Source organism: Henriciella sp. AS95 (genome assembly GCF_038900055.1).
In the GTDB taxonomy this organism is placed as follows: domain Bacteria; phylum Pseudomonadota; class Alphaproteobacteria; order Caulobacterales; family Hyphomonadaceae; genus Henriciella.
In genome coordinates this window covers 368,557-383,114 of record NZ_JBBMQM010000001.1, presented here as the reverse complement: position 1 = coordinate 383,114, position 14,558 = coordinate 368,557, and the positions used below count along the sequence as shown (strand labels likewise).

At 58.6% G+C, this 14,558-nt stretch carries 18 protein-coding genes; 9 read left to right on the top strand and 9 right to left on the bottom strand.

All coding sequences use genetic code 11. The features are described 5' to 3' along the window. The first annotated feature begins 79 nt into the window (after window positions 1-79). From hisH to hisE, 4 genes are read left to right on the top strand one after another with little or no spacing between them, the layout of a single operon-like run. Window positions 80-724 carry an imidazole glycerol phosphate synthase subunit HisH gene (hisH, locus tag WNY37_RS01990; RefSeq protein ID WP_342971778.1) on the top strand — a complete coding sequence of 215 codons (645 nt, stop codon included), beginning with the start codon at window positions 80-82 and terminating at the stop codon, window positions 722-724. Beyond that, window positions 721-1,461 carry a 1-(5-phosphoribosyl)-5-[(5-phosphoribosylamino)methylideneamino]imidazole-4-carboxamide isomerase gene (gene hisA, locus WNY37_RS01985; RefSeq protein ID WP_342971777.1) on the top strand — a complete coding sequence of 247 codons (741 nt, stop codon included), beginning with the start codon at window positions 721-723 and terminating at the stop codon, window positions 1,459-1,461. The genes hisH and hisA overlap by 4 nt, the downstream gene beginning before the upstream one ends. Before the next feature lie 4 nt (window positions 1,462-1,465). Continuing rightward, window positions 1,466-2,227, top strand: a complete 762-nt coding sequence (gene hisF, locus WNY37_RS01980) for an imidazole glycerol phosphate synthase subunit HisF (RefSeq protein ID WP_342971776.1) — start codon at window positions 1,466-1,468, stop codon at window positions 2,225-2,227. An 18-nt stretch (window positions 2,228-2,245) separates the two neighbouring features. Next, window positions 2,246-2,602 carry a phosphoribosyl-ATP diphosphatase gene (hisE, locus tag WNY37_RS01975; RefSeq protein ID WP_342971775.1) on the top strand — a complete coding sequence of 119 codons (357 nt, stop codon included), beginning with the start codon at window positions 2,246-2,248 and terminating at the stop codon, window positions 2,600-2,602. On the opposite strand, the gene WNY37_RS01970 is transcribed toward hisE, so the two are convergent. The 4 genes from WNY37_RS01970 to WNY37_RS01955 form a co-directional block, all read right to left on the bottom strand. After that, on the bottom strand, window positions 2,599-3,129 hold the full coding sequence (locus WNY37_RS01970; protein ID WP_342971774.1) for a Smr/MutS family protein: 531 nt from the start codon (window positions 3,127-3,129) through the stop codon (window positions 2,599-2,601). The genes hisE and WNY37_RS01970 overlap by 4 nt on opposite strands. A gap of 9 nt (window positions 3,130-3,138) precedes the next feature. Continuing rightward, window positions 3,139-4,353: an MltA domain-containing protein gene (locus tag WNY37_RS01965; protein WP_342971773.1), complete on the bottom strand. Its 1,215-nt coding sequence runs from the start codon at window positions 4,351-4,353 to the stop codon at window positions 3,139-3,141. A 60-nt stretch (window positions 4,354-4,413) separates the two neighbouring features. Then, window positions 4,414-5,028 (bottom strand): glutathione S-transferase family protein, encoded by a 615-nt coding sequence (locus WNY37_RS01960; protein ID WP_342971772.1) that lies wholly within the window; start codon window positions 5,026-5,028, stop codon window positions 4,414-4,416. Window positions 5,029-5,108: 80 nt separating this feature from the next. Continuing rightward, window positions 5,109-5,714, bottom strand: coding sequence for a Tim44/TimA family putative adaptor protein (locus WNY37_RS01955; protein WP_342971771.1), 606 nt, complete (start codon window positions 5,712-5,714; stop codon window positions 5,109-5,111). A 129-nt stretch (window positions 5,715-5,843) separates the two neighbouring features. On the opposite strand from WNY37_RS01955, the gene secB reads away from it, so the two are divergent. Further along, the gene (secB, locus tag WNY37_RS01950) at window positions 5,844-6,392 is read left to right on the top strand and encodes a protein-export chaperone SecB (protein ID WP_342971770.1); all 549 of its coding nucleotides are present in this window, start codon (window positions 5,844-5,846) and stop codon (window positions 6,390-6,392) included. On the opposite strand, the gene dnaQ is transcribed toward secB, so the two are convergent. From dnaQ to WNY37_RS01925, 5 genes are read right to left on the bottom strand one after another with little or no spacing between them, the layout of a single operon-like run. Further along, complete coding sequence (gene dnaQ / locus WNY37_RS01945) at window positions 6,383-7,087, bottom strand: DNA polymerase III subunit epsilon (protein WP_342971769.1); 705 nt, start codon at window positions 7,085-7,087, stop codon at window positions 6,383-6,385. The genes secB and dnaQ overlap by 10 nt on opposite strands. Next, a complete protein-coding gene (gene coaE, locus WNY37_RS01940; RefSeq protein ID WP_342971768.1) occupies window positions 7,084-7,689 on the bottom strand; it encodes a dephospho-CoA kinase in 606 nt (201 codons plus the stop codon). Before coaE ends, dnaQ begins: the two co-directional genes overlap by 4 nt. Next, complete coding sequence (gene aroE, locus WNY37_RS01935) at window positions 7,686-8,510, bottom strand: shikimate dehydrogenase (RefSeq protein WP_342971767.1); 825 nt, start codon at window positions 8,508-8,510, stop codon at window positions 7,686-7,688. Before aroE ends, coaE begins: the two co-directional genes overlap by 4 nt. Next, window positions 8,507-9,106: a Maf family protein gene (locus WNY37_RS01930; protein ID WP_342971766.1), complete on the bottom strand. Its 600-nt coding sequence runs from the start codon at window positions 9,104-9,106 to the stop codon at window positions 8,507-8,509. Before WNY37_RS01930 ends, aroE begins: the two co-directional genes overlap by 4 nt. After that, window positions 9,103-9,933: a pyruvate, water dikinase regulatory protein gene (locus tag WNY37_RS01925; protein ID WP_342971765.1), complete on the bottom strand. Its 831-nt coding sequence runs from the start codon at window positions 9,931-9,933 to the stop codon at window positions 9,103-9,105. The genes WNY37_RS01930 and WNY37_RS01925 overlap by 4 nt, the downstream gene beginning before the upstream one ends. A 330-nt stretch (window positions 9,934-10,263) precedes the next feature. Here WNY37_RS01925 and hemE point away from each other — a divergent pair, with 330 nt between their 5' ends. From hemE to mnmE, 4 genes are all read left to right on the top strand, one after another. After that, window positions 10,264-11,331, top strand: coding sequence for a uroporphyrinogen decarboxylase (hemE, locus tag WNY37_RS01920; RefSeq protein ID WP_342971764.1), 1,068 nt, complete (start codon window positions 10,264-10,266; stop codon window positions 11,329-11,331). A 27-nt stretch (window positions 11,332-11,358) separates the two neighbouring features. Beyond that, on the top strand, window positions 11,359-11,784 hold the full coding sequence (locus WNY37_RS01915) for a CopD family protein (RefSeq protein WP_342971763.1): 426 nt from the start codon (window positions 11,359-11,361) through the stop codon (window positions 11,782-11,784). 140 nt (window positions 11,785-11,924) lie between these two features. Continuing rightward, entirely contained in the window at window positions 11,925-13,226 is a 1,302-nt protein-coding gene (rho, locus tag WNY37_RS01910; protein WP_342971762.1) for a transcription termination factor Rho, read from the top strand. Between the two features lie 3 nt (window positions 13,227-13,229). After that, the gene (mnmE, locus tag WNY37_RS01905; RefSeq protein ID WP_342971761.1) at window positions 13,230-14,552 is read left to right on the top strand and encodes a tRNA uridine-5-carboxymethylaminomethyl(34) synthesis GTPase MnmE; all 1,323 of its coding nucleotides are present in this window, start codon (window positions 13,230-13,232) and stop codon (window positions 14,550-14,552) included. Window positions 14,553-14,558: the final 6 nt, after the last annotated feature.

Genomic DNA, 14,558 nt, shown 5'->3' with positions numbered 1-14,558 from the left:
GACCTTGCGACACAGCCCGCACCTTATCAAGCCTTCGCCCCTTCCCCTGATGCCGCAGCCCCGCTAAGAGCGCGCTGAGATGACCACGCTTGCCCTGATAGACTATGGCTCCGGCAATCTTCACTCAGCCGAACGTGCCTTGCGCGCGGCCGCCGGCCTGTCTGAAACGCCCGTAGACATAAGCGTGACCGGGGATGCCGAAGCGGTCTTGCGGGCAGACCGCGTGGTCCTACCAGGCGTCGGCCACTATGCCGATTGCGCCGCTGGTCTGCGCGCCGTGGACGGGATGGTGGAAGCGCTTGAAGAGGCGGTTCTGGCCCGTTCTGTACCCTTCCTCGGCATTTGCGTCGGCATGCAGCTGCTTGCCGATCGCGGGCTGGAAGACGGCGCCACACCTGGTCTCGGCTGGATTGGCGGAGAGGTTGACCGGATCCGGACAACACCAGGCCTTGCCATTCCTCATATGGGCTGGAATAGCCTGCAAATATTACAGGATCACCCGGTGCTGTCAGGTCTGGGTGAAGATCCGCACGTCTATTTCACACACTCTTATGCGATGAAGCTGTCCGATCGCGGGCATCTCGCTGCCGCCACTGACTACGGCACAGAGATCACCGCTGCCATCGCGCGCGACAATCTCTTCGGCACACAATTCCACCCGGAAAAAAGCCAGCGCACGGGCCTCAGGCTTCTCGCCAATTTTATGACATGGGACCCGGTATGACTGAACGGTTCGACCTCTATCCCGCGATCGACCTCAAGGCTGGCCAATGCGTCCGGCTTCTGCGCGGCGAGATGGATCAGGCGACAGCTTTCAATCCTGATCCGGCCGACCAGGCGGCGAAATTCGCGGCGATGGGTTTTGACCGGCTTCACGTGGTCGATCTCGACGGCGCCTTTGCCGGCGATAGCGCCAATGGCGAAGCGGTTCGCGCTATTCTGGCCGCAACGGACGTGCCTGTGCAGCTCGGCGGCGGCATCAGAACGCGCGCGCAGATCGATGCCTGGCTGGACGCAGGCCTTTCTCGCGTCATCCTCGGCACCGCCGCGCTACGCGACCCTGACTTCGTCAAGGCTGCGGCCGGCGATTTGCCGGGCAAGATCGTCGTCGGTATCGACGCCAAGGATGGCTATGTCGCCGTGGAGGGCTGGGCCGAAACATCGGACATGAAAGCCGTAGATCTGGCGAAAATCTTCGAGGGCTGCGGCGTTGCGGGCCTCGTGGTTACCGACATCTCAAGAGATGGCATGAAAACTGGGGTGAATGTCGAGTTTACCAATGCGATGGCCGAAGCTGTTTCGATTCCCGTGATCGCGTCCGGCGGGGTTGCGAGCGTTTCAGACATCACGGCGCTCAGGAATGCCGGTGGAAAACGCGCCATTTCAGGCACGATCCTGGGGCGCGCGCTCTATGATGGCGACATAGAGCCATCTGCAGCCATCGAAGCAGCCAGGGCCTGATACAATGCTGAAGACCCGCATCATTCCCTGCCTCGATGTCAAAGACGGCCGTACGGTCAAGGGCGTGAACTTTGTCGATCTGCGCGATGCGGGCGATCCGGTCGCGCTGGCCAAGGCCTATGACGAACAGGGCGCCGATGAGCTCTGCTTTCTCGACATCACGGCAAGCCATGAGGGCAGGGGGACAATGCTGGACGTTGTCCGGCGGACGGCGGAGCAGTGTTTCATGCCCCTGACAGTAGGCGGGGGCGTGCGCTCCAGCGGTGATCTGGTGCAGCTATTGCGAGCAGGGGCTGACAAGGTCGCGATCAATTCCGCCGCTGTCGCAAATCCTGCGGTTGTCTCTGAGTGCGCCGCAAAAGCTGGCAGCCAGGCCGTCGTGGTGGCGATTGACGCACGAAAAAGCGGTGCTTCATGGGAGATCTTCACCCATGGCGGGCGCAAACCGACGGGAATTGATGCTGTCGCGTTCGCCAAAGAAGCCGAAAAGCGCGGCGCCGGCGAGATTCTGCTAACCTCCATGGACAAGGATGGCACCAAGTCCGGTTTTGATCTGCCCCTGCTAAAAGCCGTCACATCTGCGGTCACTGTACCAGTTGTCGCCTCCGGCGGCGCGGGCTCTGCAGCAGACCTCGCCCCGGCCATCCTGGAAGGCGGCGCAAATGCCGTACTTGCTGCATCAATCTTTCACTTTGGCGAAGTAAGCTTATCTGAAGCACGTAAGGCGCTTGCAGAAGCGGGCGCCCCCGTCAGACCTTTTGAATGACAAGACTGAAAGAAAATCATGGCTAAACAGGCACTTGGCTCAGCGCATCAATTGAACGCCCTGATCGCCATCCTCGCGCAGACAGTCGATGAGCGTGTCGATGGCAATCCTGAGAAATCCTATACAGCCCGGCTGTTGAAGTCCGGCGAGATCCGATGCGCCAAAAAGATCGCAGAGGAAGGCGCCGAAGTCGCGCTGGCGATCGCGGCCGAGGGACGGCGGGATGTCGCGGCCGAAACGGCTGATCTACTCTTTCACCTCCTGGTGGGCCTCCGGGCCAAGGGCGTACCGCTCGACATGGTCGCCGAAGCCCTGGCCGAACGGCGCGGCGTGTCCGGTATCGCGGAAAAAGCGGCGAGACAAACCAAGGCTTAGCGGCGCCTCAGGAAAACGTAAAACGCGCCCGATCCACCATGCTTTGGATGGGCCGGCGAATAGCCTGAGACCAGCGAGCTCGCATCGGGCATCTCAATCCAGCGCAAAAAATTCCGGCGCAGGATCCCCTCGCCGGTTTTGCCCTTCCCTGTAATGACGATAACGCATCGGCTACCGCGCGCCTGCTCCCGGATAAGAAAGGCGGGCAGGGCTGACCAGGCAGAATCCTGCGTATGGCCATGAAGGTCGAAGCTCGCAGAGATGTCGAGCTTGCCTCTGCGGACCTTCTTCTCCTTGCTCCGGTCGGCCGGTCCGGACATCGCCGGTTCAGCTCTCGAAACCCGTCCAGAACCCGTCTGAGTCCCAGCTTTGGCAGGAGGCTTTGCCGGCTTGACCTGTTTGAGGATAGGATGGTCTGTGACATCGCGCTTGATCTTGGGAGACGGACCGGATTTCAACGGCCGAACCGAGCGGCGTACGCGGTCCCAGGCTTTTGCCTCGTCGCTGGAGAGTTTCCGGTCGGTCATCCCGCCGATCTAATGCGCCTTCGCTGTCTCGCCAAGCGATGCAACAGGTCCCGGTGCATCAAGCCGCGCAGCGACCGGACCCGGAAGCAGCACCCAGAGCCTGCCCGGTGCGTTCGTCGTGCCCGCGCGTTGACCCGCTTCAAGACCGGTACCGAAATAGATGTCGCCGCGCACAGCACCTTTGATGGCGCCGCCGGTATCCTGCGCATTGAGCAATCCTGACCAGTTCCCCCCAAGCCCCGGAGCACTCGTCTGAACGAAAACCGGAACGCCGAGCGGGTGGAAGGATCGGTCCACCGCCATGGATCCAAGCGGTGTCAGCGGGACGTTCAGCGCGCCCTTGGGCCCAGAGGTAGGCTCGCTCGACGCATCAATCGTAAAAAAGACAAAGCGGGGATTTGCATTCATCGCTTCGCGCACCTGGGATGGGCTCGCGCGGTCCATCCAGGCCCGGATCCCCTGCATCGACGCTTCGCCTCGAGAAATCCAGCCGCGATCCATCAACCAGTTGGCTGTTGAACGAAAGGGTTGGCCATTATGCGCCGCATAAACAGCCTTCTTCACCGTGCCATCCGGAAAAACCAGCTTACCGGAGCCTTGAATCTGGAGGAAGAACACGTCAGCAGGGTGCGCATAGGCCAGCGGCGTCACACCACCGGCCGTGATTTCAGCGCGGGCCGGGTAGGGGCGGCGTCCACCGCCAGGCAGGGTCTGATAAACATTGTTGCCGCCCTCCGAAACCAGGTCAGCGGGCAAGGCAGGAACCGGTTCTGTATAGGGCGCAATGGGCGCATAACGCGCCTCATAAACCGGTTCGAAATAGCCGGTAAACCGAGACTCGCCGCTCGGGCTCAGGATTTCGACGGGTTGGAAAAGCGCCTGCACCACAGCCTTTGCGCTGGCATTGTCGGCGACGACATCGAGCGCCGCGCAAGCCGGCAACCAGTCATCTATTGTGCCCGCCCATGGCGCATTGGTGGAGAGATACTCTGTTCCTGACCGGCGCGAAAACGTCTCACAGCTCTTGCGCATGGCCTCGAGACCCGGAAGCAGGTTCGCTTCGTTCCAGCCAGGAAGGCCCGCAAATTCAGCCGGAACAGGCGGCACCCAGACAGGGCGCGGGGCAGGGGTCTCTACAACAGGCGGGGGTGTCGGTTCAGGCTCCGGTGCACTTGCGCACGCCGCCAGCCCCAACAGGGTGAAAGCTAGTCCAAGAGTTTTCATGCCATGAGATTTGCAGGTCTTTTCGAAGCCCCGCAAATTAAAACTGCCGGACGTCAATGTTCAGCCCTGCAGCAGCGCGTTATCGATCTCGTCTGCCTTCTGCTTGGCCGGACGGGAGCTGATACGCGCCCAGTAATCTTCGAAGGATTTGCGCTTCTCGATCGTGCCGAATTGCAAGCCCCAGCCGATCTGGGAGCCGGCATAGACGTCGACGGCGCTAAAATCGTTTCCAGCCAGGTATGGCGCTTCCTGAACAGCCGCATCCAATACGTCGAGAACCGTTTCCATCCGGTCATAACCGACCGTCCGTCTCTGTTCTTCAGTTGGAACGATCCCCAAAGACTTGTTGGTCACAGCCGCTTCGAGCGGGCCGGCGGCAAAGAAGAACCAGCGGTAATAGGCTGAGCGGCTTTCTGGCGGCGGTGCCAGGCCGGCATTGGGAAAGACATCGGCGAGGTAGGCGCAGATCGCAGCGCATTCTGTCACCGTGCGGCCCTTATGTACGATGGCAGGGACTTTCCCCATCGGATTGATGGCGAGATAGTCCGCTGACTTTATCTCGCCCTCATAATTGATGAGTTTCGTATCGTAAGGCTCGCCGACCTCTTCAAGCATCCAGCGCACGATGCGCCCGCGAGACATCGGGTTTGTATAGAGAACGAGATCTCTGGCCATGGCAGCCCTCCGCAGTTTCCTCACCAGCTGGCACAAAACTGCCCGGAATGGCGAGGGCTGTCACCTGATTTCCTTGAGTGTCAGGTCGCCGTGTCGACGTCGTCGAGAAGCCAGTTCGGGTCATCGGACTGAACATCACGCATGAAGGTCCAGTATTCTTCAGACTTCCGGGTCATGTCGCCGTCGCCGAGCTCGGCTTCAAAGCGAACGATGACACGCGCCATGGTCCCATCAAGGCTGGCATCGTCGATTTCACAATGACGGATGCGCAGGAGCTGAGGGGCTTCGACGCCCGTTTTTTCGCGCTCTGCAATCGCGGCATCCCAGGCTTCCCAGACATCGGTATCGAGCCAGGGCTTGAGTGTTTCACGGTCGCCGCGCGCAAAGGCTGTTGCCAGCATTTCATAAGCGCTTCTTGCACCCTGCTTGAATTCAGCCGGATTGAAGCTCGGGTCCGCGGAGTGGATGGCTTCCAGTCCCGCAGCGGCCGGCCCGGTAAAGGCGGGGCGCAGGCCGCCGCGCGCCTCTTCGGCGCGGCGCTCGTCGGTTTTCGGTGTGGTCGGCGCCTGTGTGCGGGCGCGCCCTTCAGGTGGGCCGGCATCACTGCCCAGCGTCGTGTACAGCCGCCACCCGACAAAGAGCGCGATCGCTGCTAATAGGACAAGTTCAATAAGCGAAGAGGACATGAAGTCTCCAACCGGAAGGTGTTATACTAACACACATATAGTCATGTTTGTTGCTGTGCCACCCAGTGTTGCGCAACATGGGGTCGCATGATAGGCGCAAACCCCAGTTTTAGAGAGGATTTCCCACCCATGACAGAGACGCCAGCAGACACCGCAGCGCAGCCGCAAACACCCACTGGCCCGTCAATGCGTGTCCTGAACCAGTATATCAAGGATTTGTCCTTCGAGAATCCTGGCTCTCGAGTCAATGAGCAACCGAATGTCGATCTCGGCATCGATGTCCAGGCCATTCCCCAGAAATCTGAGGAAGGCGTCTACGAAGTCATTCTCAAACTGAACGCCCGCGCCGGAACGCAGGACACCGCCTTGTTCCTCGTGGAGCTTCAATACGCCGGGCTTTTCCAGATCCAGGGCGGAACACCGGCCGATACCGAAGCCATGCTGCTGATCGAAGCGCCGCGCATGCTGTTCCCCTTCGGTCGCCGCATCGTTGCCGACCTGACCCAGGAAGGCGGCTTCCCGGCCCTTCGTATTGATCCTGTAGACTTTACGGCGCTTTATCGCCAGCAACGCCAGCGTGCGGCCCAGCAAGCGGCATCGCAAAACGGTGCGCCGGCGTCAGCGCCTGCACCGCAGCAGTCCCCGACCACAGACGGCTCATCCGATCCTCAGGGCTGATAGCGCGACCAGATTGCGCTCTCGCCAATCGTTTCCATGAAAAGACGATGTTGCTCGGCTTCTTCCGGTGTCACGAGAGAGCCGAGCGGCGTTGGTCGCTGGCGGGCGGTGCGAAATCTTGCGCCATCGCCATGGTCTGACCCATCGGAAAAGTCGAAGCTTCGGGCCCGGCCGCCTTTGAGTTCAAGATAGACTTCGGCGAGCAGCTGGCTGTCGAGCAGGGCGCCGTGGAGCGTGCGTGCCTCCAGCCCAATATTGAACCGCTTGCAAAGCGCATCGAGTGAAGCAGGCGCGCCCGGATATCGCTTCTTGGCGATGTCGAGCGTATCGACCCATTGCTCCAGCGGTATTTCCGGTCTGCCGCAACGGAGCAGTTCTGCGTTCAGGAAGCCGCGGTCGAAGGCGGCATTATGAGCCACGACAGGCGAATCCCCGATAAATTCAAGCAAAGCGTCAACGATTGAGGGGTGTTCGAACGGCGGCTTGTCGACCAGCATATCGTCTGTGATACCGGTAATTTCGATGGTTTTTTCAGAGACTTTGCGGCCAGGGTTGATGCGCTCGTGGAAGGTCCGGCCCGTCGCGACATGGTTAATCAACTCAACAGCGCCAACCTCGATGACCCGGTCATCGCCAGACCAGTTAAGGCCGGTCGTTTCGGTGTCGAATGCGATCTCGCGGATCTGGACGGTCATACCTGGTCAGACTCCATATTCGAAAGCAGGTCTGTGATCGCTTTTACATGGGTTCGCGTGAAGTCGAAACCAAAGGCTGTGGAGATCACAAAATCAGCACGGGCCCGCTTGTCAGCATCCGGCATCTGTTTGGCCAGGATCGTTTCGAAATCGGCTTCGGACATATCTTCGCGCGCCATGACACGGGCGCGCTGGATCTCTGCCGGGGCCGTGACCACTGCGGTGTAGTCACAACGCGTGTTGCCGCCGGTTTCGAACAGGAGCGGGATATCCAGAACAGCGAATCTCGCGCCGGAATGTATCGCTTCCCGTCTGAAAATGGACTGCGTTTCTCCGACCAGCGGGTGAACGATAGCTTCCAGCGCTTTGAGAGCGTCTGGGTCTTCCAGTACGATATCGCGCAGATGCTGGCGGCTGACAGCGCCGTCGACAACGACGCCCGGGAAGCGTTCACCAAGCGGCTCAACCGCCAGGCCACCCTTGGCATAGATTGCGTGGACAGCGGCGTCGGCGTCATAAACGGGCACGCCCTCTTCCGCGAACATTGCCGCGGTCGCGCTTTTCCCCATGCCGATTGAGCCTGTCAGGCCGAGAATGATCATCCGGTGATTTTGAGGGTTTCGCGGCAGGCTTCAAGAGCGATTTCCACGTCGGGAAGCTCACCGCCAAACCAGATCCGAAAGCTTTCAGCTGCCTGGCAGACCAGCATGCCCAGCCCGTCTTCAATATCCCAGCCCTTTGCGCGGGCATGGGCGAGCTGCGACGCGGCCGGAGCGCCATAGCTCATTTCGAAGAACAGGCGCCCATCGCCTTCCGGCAGAACGAAATGATCGCCGCCATGACCGATGCTTGCTGAATTAATGACCAGATCGGCTTTCTCAGCATGCAAAGCGAGATCTTCCAGCGGGCCGTATTGATGGCTGCGCTGGCAGCATTCGGAAATGACCGTTGCCGCCTTCTCGACAGTGCGGTTGAGAACGATGATCTCTGCGCCCGCATCATCGAGCGCAAACAAGGCGGCACGTGCAGCCCCGCCAGCACCGAGCAAAAGCACAGTCTTGCCGGCAACACTTTTCATGCCGACGCGCTCGAGCGCGGCCATCAGGCCGGGCGCGTCGGTGTTATAGGCCGCCCAGTCGGAAGCGCCGATCCGCTGAAGCGTATTCGCGGCGCCGATCGCGCGGACAGCTGGCGAGGCTTCGCTGACGCTTTTCAGAACGGCCTGTTTATGGGGCAGGGTGACGTTCAGCCCGACATATTCCTTGCGTGCAAAATCCTCGAGCGCTTCGACAGCTTCACCGGTCGGAACGCGTTTCGATTCATAGGAGGCGTCCAGCCCCATCGCATCGATCCACGTCATGTGGATTTGCGGCGAAAGGGAGTGTCCGACGGGATCTCCAATAACGGCGAGCTTTTGCATCATGACGTGATGACGCCTCTCACTCGCAAATAGTCAAGCAGGGGCAGGAGCGGCAGACCGAGTATGGAAAAGTAGTCACCCTCAATTCTGGAGAAGAGCTGGGCGCCAATACCCTCAAGCATATAGGCACCGACAGTGTTCAGGATCTGGGGTCCGGCTGCCTCCAGATAGGCGGCTATGAAGTCTTCCGTCAGGGGCCTGACCGTCAGCGTTGGCGCGACGAGGTGACGCCAGACCGGTACCCCGTCTTCTGCAATAACTATTGCAGTTTCAAGCTTGTGCGCCTTTCCCGAAAACTGTCTCAGATGATTGGCGGCGTCGGCCAGATCGACCGGCTTGTCCATCGCTTCGCCGTCAAGATTCAGCATCTGATCGCCGCCAATGACGAGACCGCCATGCTTCTGCGAAACCTTCACGGCTTTCATCTCTGCAAGGCGCATCGCCTGATCCGAGACGCGCATCTTTTCCGCGCGGAATGATACTTTTGCAACATCTTCATCGACGTTCGGCTTGATGCAGACCGCGTCGATTCCTGCTCCCGCGAGCAATTTTCGCCGGCTTTCGCTACCGGACGCCAGAATAATATTGAGGTTGCTCACTGGCCGCGCCGCTCATTCAATTTGTTTAGAATCGCCGCCGCCGTTTCTTCAACACTCCGGCGCGACACATCAATCATCGTCCATTTCTTGCGTTGGAACAATCGGTTAGCGTCGGTGACTTCCGATCGCACAGCCTCTTCATCGGTGTAATCGGTCTCTGAGTTTTCATTCAGTGCCATCAGGCGCTGGCTGCGGATCTGAACCAGCCGCTCAACGCCAATCTTCAGGCCGATCACCAGCGGCCCGGTTTCCGGGTCGATCTCGTCAAGAATTGCTGGCACGGGCACGCCCGGCACCAGGGGAATGTTCCCGGCCTTAACGCCCCGATTGGCAAGGTAGACGCAGGTTGGCGTTTTCGAAGTTCGGCTGACGCCCAGCAGGATGACATCAGCATTGGGCAAGCCTTGCAGATTCTGGCCATCATCATGGGCGAGCGCGTAATTGATCGCCTCAATCCGCTCGAAATATTCGGCGTTAAGGGCATGTTGGCCGGCAACCCGTTCTGTCGCCGAAATACCAAGATGCCGGCTGAGCAGGTGGATTGAGGCATCCAGCACAGCCAGGACCGGGATCTGGTGTTGCCGGCAAAACTGCTCCAGCTTGATGCGGAGGACCTCGTCTGAAATCGTGAACCACACAATTCCAGGTGCCGCTTCGATATCGCGCATCACCCGTTCCAGCTGGCGTTCAGACCGCACCAGATAGTAATTATGCTCGAGAGGGATTACATTCTCAAACTGCGCAGCGGCTGCCCGCATGACGGCGTTCAAGGTCTCGCCCGTGGAATCGGATACGAGATGCACATTGAAGTAGATGCTTGGACGCATTCTGTCCCCGGCTCGCTAGACTGCTGCGGAAAGTGCAGCGTCTCGCAGAAATGGACAACCCCTGTGGAGAGATTGTGGACAGAAGAGTTTGTCCCCATCCATGCACCAGAAATCCACATCCGGAAGATTCCCGCAGGCCAGAATCCCCGTCTGTTCCAATCCGCGCCGGCGCCAGTATGGTTAATAGAAAATTAACCACGAATCCAAAGTCCTAACAAAACGTTAAAATCGGGATGTTCTGGGGATTGGCTGTGGAAATGCTGCTGACAACTCGCCATGAGACGGTTTGTCCACCATATCCGCCGCTTAGTAATGATAAGAGCTCATTCAATGGATGATTCAAAAAGGACCAAGATGGCCAAAGAGGCACAAAAACCACTTCTGTCTGTCCTCAATGGCAATCGGCAGGATCCTGTTCCCATCTGGATGATGAGACAGGCAGGTCGCCACCTTCCGGAATATCTTGAGCTTCGCGGACGAGCGAAAGACTTTCTCGATTTCTGCTACACGCCTTCACTTGCCACAGAGGCCACGCTCCAACCGATCCAGCGATATGATATGGATGGGGCGATCCTGTTTGCAGATATCCTTCTCATCCTCGACGCGCTCGGACAGGGTGTTCGGTTCGAGAAAGGTGTTGGACCGATCGTGGAAACCGTTGAGCCGGGTCAGAGACTGAATACGGTTCCGCCGGTAAAAGCGGCCGAACGTCTTTCGCCGGTCTATGAAACGGTTTCACGAGTGACTTCAAAGCTCGATCCGTCGAAAACGCTTATCGGCTTTGCCGGTGCACCTTGGACCGTTGCGCTGTATGCCATCGAAGGACGCGGCGGGACGGACAAATCAACGGCCCGGATCTGGGCCCATCAGTATCCTGCTGAACTCGATCTGCTGCTCGATGATATCGTCGAGGCGACAGCGCTTTACATGCAGGCCCAGGTGGAAGCAGGCGCCAAAGCCCTCATGATGTTTGAATCATGGGCCGAAGGGCTGCCCAATGATGTGTTCGAACAGATTGTGATCATTCCCAATCGAAAGCTCGTTTCGCGTCTGCATGAGCTAGGTGTGAAAGTACCGATCATCGGATTTCCGCGCGGCGCCGCAGCGATGCTTCCGGCATATGCACGAGAGACGGGTGTAAACGCCGTCGGACTTGATACGGCTGCCGTACCGACTTTCGTCAATCGCGAGATACCCATGCAGTTTCCTGTTCAGGGCCATCTCGATCCGCTTCTTCTAATGGCTGGGGGAAGTGCGATGGAGCGCCGGGTTGAGGAATTGCTCGAGGCCTATCGCGACCGCCCTTATATTTTCAATCTGGGTCATGGCGTTCTTCCCCAGACTCCCATTCCGCACGTCGAAAAAGTCGTTCAGACTGTTCGCAACTGGAAGCGGTAAGTAATCTTTACACGGAATAGCTGACCTATGCTGTATCTCTGGATTAAAGCGCTGCACCTGATTTTCGTGGTCGCCTTCATGGCGGGCATGCTGGTCTATCCACGATACAAGCTTCACCAACTCGCTTCCTCGCCGGGAAATGAACTGTTCGAGACGATGAAGTCGGCATCGAAAAAGCTGAAGATGATCATCCTCAATCCATCGGTCATCCTGGTCTGGATTTTCGGGATCACGATGGTGGTGATGAATAAGGCACTTCTTGAAAACGGATGGTTTCACGTGAAACTCTTGGCCGTGATCATCCTCACCGGCATGCATGGTTATTTTGTGATGCTAGGCCGTAAGATCGATGAGGGCAAAGAGGTTTCGCCGAAGCAGCTGAAGATGATGAATGAAGTTCCGTTTCTGCTTTTCATCATCGTCGCCATCATGGTGATCGTCCACCCATTCTGATCTGACGAGGCGGTCTTGACGAGACGACGGATTTGAGCGCATAAGCCCCTCAACCGGTCAGCCCGTTCCAGGGTTGGCACAAACTCCCTTCTCCTGCGTTCCGCTACCAGATAGCCGAAGCACATCCAATCCGAGTTTCCATGTCAGATATTGCGCCTGAAGCCGACACCGATACGCCAAGCCAGGTTTACCTGCGCGACCTGAAAGCCATGAGCCCGACAGAGCTTCTGGCCTATGCCGAAAGTCTTGAAGTTGAAAACGCGTCATCGCTGCGGACCCAGGACATCCTGTTCGCTGTCCTGCGCGAACTTGCCGAACGCGATATCACAATCATTGGCCGCGGCGTCCTTGAAGTCCTGACCGATGGGTTCGGCTTCATGCGGTCACCGGAATCCAACTATCTGCCGGGGCCGGACGATATCTACGTCAATCCGAAGCTCCTGAAACAGGCAGGTCTGAAAACCGGCGACACGGTTGAAGGCCCCATCAAGGAACCGGGCGACGGTGAACGCTACTTCGCGCTGATGAGCGTGAACTCGATCAATTTCGAAGAGCCTGAAAAGGCGCGCCAGAAGGTGCACTTCGACAATTTGGTTCCGCTTTACCCGGAAGAACGCCTCCACATGGAGAGCCAGGATCCGACCAAAAAGGATCGCTCCGGCCGTGTCATCGATATCGTGGCCCCGATCGGCAAGGGCCAGCGCGCTCTGATCGTTGCGCCGCCGCGCACCGGTAAGACCGTTCTTCTTCAGAACATCGCTGCGTCTATCGAAGAAAATCATCCTGATTGCTATCTCATAGTTCTGCTGATCGATGAGCGTCCGGAAGAAGTCACTGACATGAAGCGTTCGGTGAAGGGCGAGGTTATTTCCTCCACCTTCGACGAACCGGCAACACGCCACGTGGCGGTCGCGGAAATGGTCATCGAAAAAGCCAAGCGCCTGGCCGAACATGGCCGCGACGTTGTCATCCTGCTCGATTCGATCACGCGTCTTGGCCGCGCCTACAACACGACGGTGCCAAGCTCCGGCAAGGTCCTGACCGGCGGTGTCGACGCGAACGCACTCCAACGGCCGAAACGTTTCTTCGGTGCCGCGCGGAATATCGAAGGTGGCGGTTCGCTGACCATTATCGCTACGGCGCTGATCGATACCGGCTCGCGCATGGACGAAGTCATCTTCGAGGAATTCAAAGGTACGGGTAACTCCGAAATCGTGCTCGATCGCAAGATCGCCGACAAGCGGACCTTCCCGGCCATCGACATCATGAAGTCCGGTACACGGAAAGAAGAACTCATCACGCCGAAGGAACAGCTGCAGAAGATCTACATCCTCCGCCGCATCCTCAATCCGATGGGTACGTCCGATGCCGTGGACTTCCTGCTCGACAAGCTTCGTCAGACGAAAACGAACGACGAATTCTTCGAGGCCATGAAGAACTAGGCCATGGCAGACGCGCGCGACACGATCTGCGCGCTCGCTTCCGGGCCGCCTCCATCCGCAATCGCGATCGTCAGGATCAGCGGACCCAAGGTCCGCGAGATTTGCGCATCCATGTTTGAGTCCGGTTTGCCGGCACCTCGCCGATCCGTGTTCGGCCGGTTTCTCGATGTTTCCCGTGAAACAATTGATGAAGGTCTGGGCGTCTTTATGCCGGGCCCCAATTCCTATACCGGCGAGGACACAGCCGAACTGTATCTCCACGGCGGCGCGGCGGTCATCGATCACGCGCTCGACGCGATCTGCGAATTTGCGAATACGCGTCTCGCGGAGCCGGGCGAGTTTACACGTCGCGCCTTTGAAAACGGTCGCCTCGACCTGGTCGAGGCCGAAGGGGTCGCAGATCTGATCGATGCGGAAACCCGCGCACAAAAATCCCTCGCCTTGAACCAGCTGGATGGCGAACTGTCCGCGCAATACGCCGAATGGCGCTCGAAGCTTGTTGAAGCGCTAGCGCTTCTGGAAGTCAGTATCGACTTTCCGGATGAAGAGGATGCGCCAGACGAAACATCGTCCCCCGTGGCTGACGCCCTGCAGTCGATCCGGCTGTCACTGCAACAGGCATTACAGGATGACGAGGTTGGAGAGCGGATCCGTGAGGGGTTTCGGATCGCCATTGTTGGTCCGCCCAATGCTGGCAAATCATCCCTTTTGAATCGGCTCGCACGGCGCGAAGCGGCCATCGTCTCGGATATTCCAGGAACGACGCGTGATGTGGTGGAAGTCCGCCTCAAGATTGGCGGCCAGATTGCCTGGGTGGCAGACACGGCGGGCCTTCGCGAAGCCGGCGACGCGATTGAAGCAGAAGGTATTCGAAGAGCCCGCGAAAGGGCGGGGTCAGCTGACCTTCGACTTCACCTCCGTGCCGCCGATGAGGACATCGTTTTTGATGACGTCGAAGCGGGAGATTTGAAAGTCATCACCAAGGCCGACAAGGCGCACGTCGCGGCCGACGAAGATACATTCCTTATTTCGACCCTTTCGGGAGAAGGGTTTGGCGAACTCGAAGCTGTCATCGCCGATGTGGTCTCGCGCAAGGCTAATCGGGACGTCGCCCCCTTGATAACCCGGAAGAGACATCGCACGAGTTTGCAGCAAGCCCTGTTTCATGTGGAACAGGCGCTTGACCTTATCTCCCGCGGCGGCGGCGCTGAACTTGTCGCTGAAGATGTCCGGTTGGCCGCCCGTCAGCTTTCGGCTCTGGTCGGTGAGATCGGCGTGGAAGAAATCCTCGGATCTGTCTTTTCTTCCTTCTGTATCGGCAAATGACTCCAG

What these genes read in the sequence shown, in the direction of transcription:
- rho (WP_342971762.1), top strand. Translation starts at nt 11,925, where the DNA reads ATGTCAGATATTGCGCCTGAAGCCGACACCGATACGCCAAGCCAGGTT.
- WNY37_RS01915 (WP_342971763.1), top strand. Translation starts at nt 11,359, where the DNA reads ATGCTGTATCTCTGGATTAAAGCGCTGCACCTGATTTTCGTGGTCGCC.
- hisE (WP_342971775.1), top strand. Translation starts at nt 2,246, where the DNA reads ATGGCTAAACAGGCACTTGGCTCAGCGCATCAATTGAACGCCCTGATC.
- WNY37_RS01965 (WP_342971773.1), bottom strand. Translation starts at nt 4,353, where the DNA reads ATGAAAACTCTTGGACTAGCTTTCACCCTGTTGGGGCTGGCGGCGTGC.
- hemE (WP_342971764.1), top strand. Translation starts at nt 10,264, where the DNA reads ATGGATGATTCAAAAAGGACCAAGATGGCCAAAGAGGCACAAAAACCA.
- WNY37_RS01955 (WP_342971771.1), bottom strand. Translation starts at nt 5,714, where the DNA reads ATGTCCTCTTCGCTTATTGAACTTGTCCTATTAGCAGCGATCGCGCTC.
- hisF (WP_342971776.1), top strand. Translation starts at nt 1,466, where the DNA reads ATGCTGAAGACCCGCATCATTCCCTGCCTCGATGTCAAAGACGGCCGT.
- secB (WP_342971770.1), top strand. Translation starts at nt 5,844, where the DNA reads ATGACAGAGACGCCAGCAGACACCGCAGCGCAGCCGCAAACACCCACT.
- aroE (WP_342971767.1), bottom strand. Translation starts at nt 8,510, where the DNA reads ATGATGCAAAAGCTCGCCGTTATTGGAGATCCCGTCGGACACTCCCTT.
- hisA (WP_342971777.1), top strand. Translation starts at nt 721, where the DNA reads ATGACTGAACGGTTCGACCTCTATCCCGCGATCGACCTCAAGGCTGGC.
- WNY37_RS01925 (WP_342971765.1), bottom strand. Translation starts at nt 9,933, where the DNA reads ATGCGTCCAAGCATCTACTTCAATGTGCATCTCGTATCCGATTCCACG.
- mnmE (WP_342971761.1), top strand. Translation starts at nt 13,230, where the DNA reads ATGGCAGACGCGCGCGACACGATCTGCGCGCTCGCTTCCGGGCCGCCT.
- dnaQ (WP_342971769.1), bottom strand. Translation starts at nt 7,087, where the DNA reads ATGACCGTCCAGATCCGCGAGATCGCATTCGACACCGAAACGACCGGC.
- WNY37_RS01960 (WP_342971772.1), bottom strand. Translation starts at nt 5,028, where the DNA reads ATGGCCAGAGATCTCGTTCTCTATACAAACCCGATGTCTCGCGGGCGC.
- hisH (WP_342971778.1), top strand. Translation starts at nt 80, where the DNA reads ATGACCACGCTTGCCCTGATAGACTATGGCTCCGGCAATCTTCACTCA.
- WNY37_RS01970 (WP_342971774.1), bottom strand. Translation starts at nt 3,129, where the DNA reads ATGACCGACCGGAAACTCTCCAGCGACGAGGCAAAAGCCTGGGACCGC.
- coaE (WP_342971768.1), bottom strand. Translation starts at nt 7,689, where the DNA reads ATGATCATTCTCGGCCTGACAGGCTCAATCGGCATGGGGAAAAGCGCG.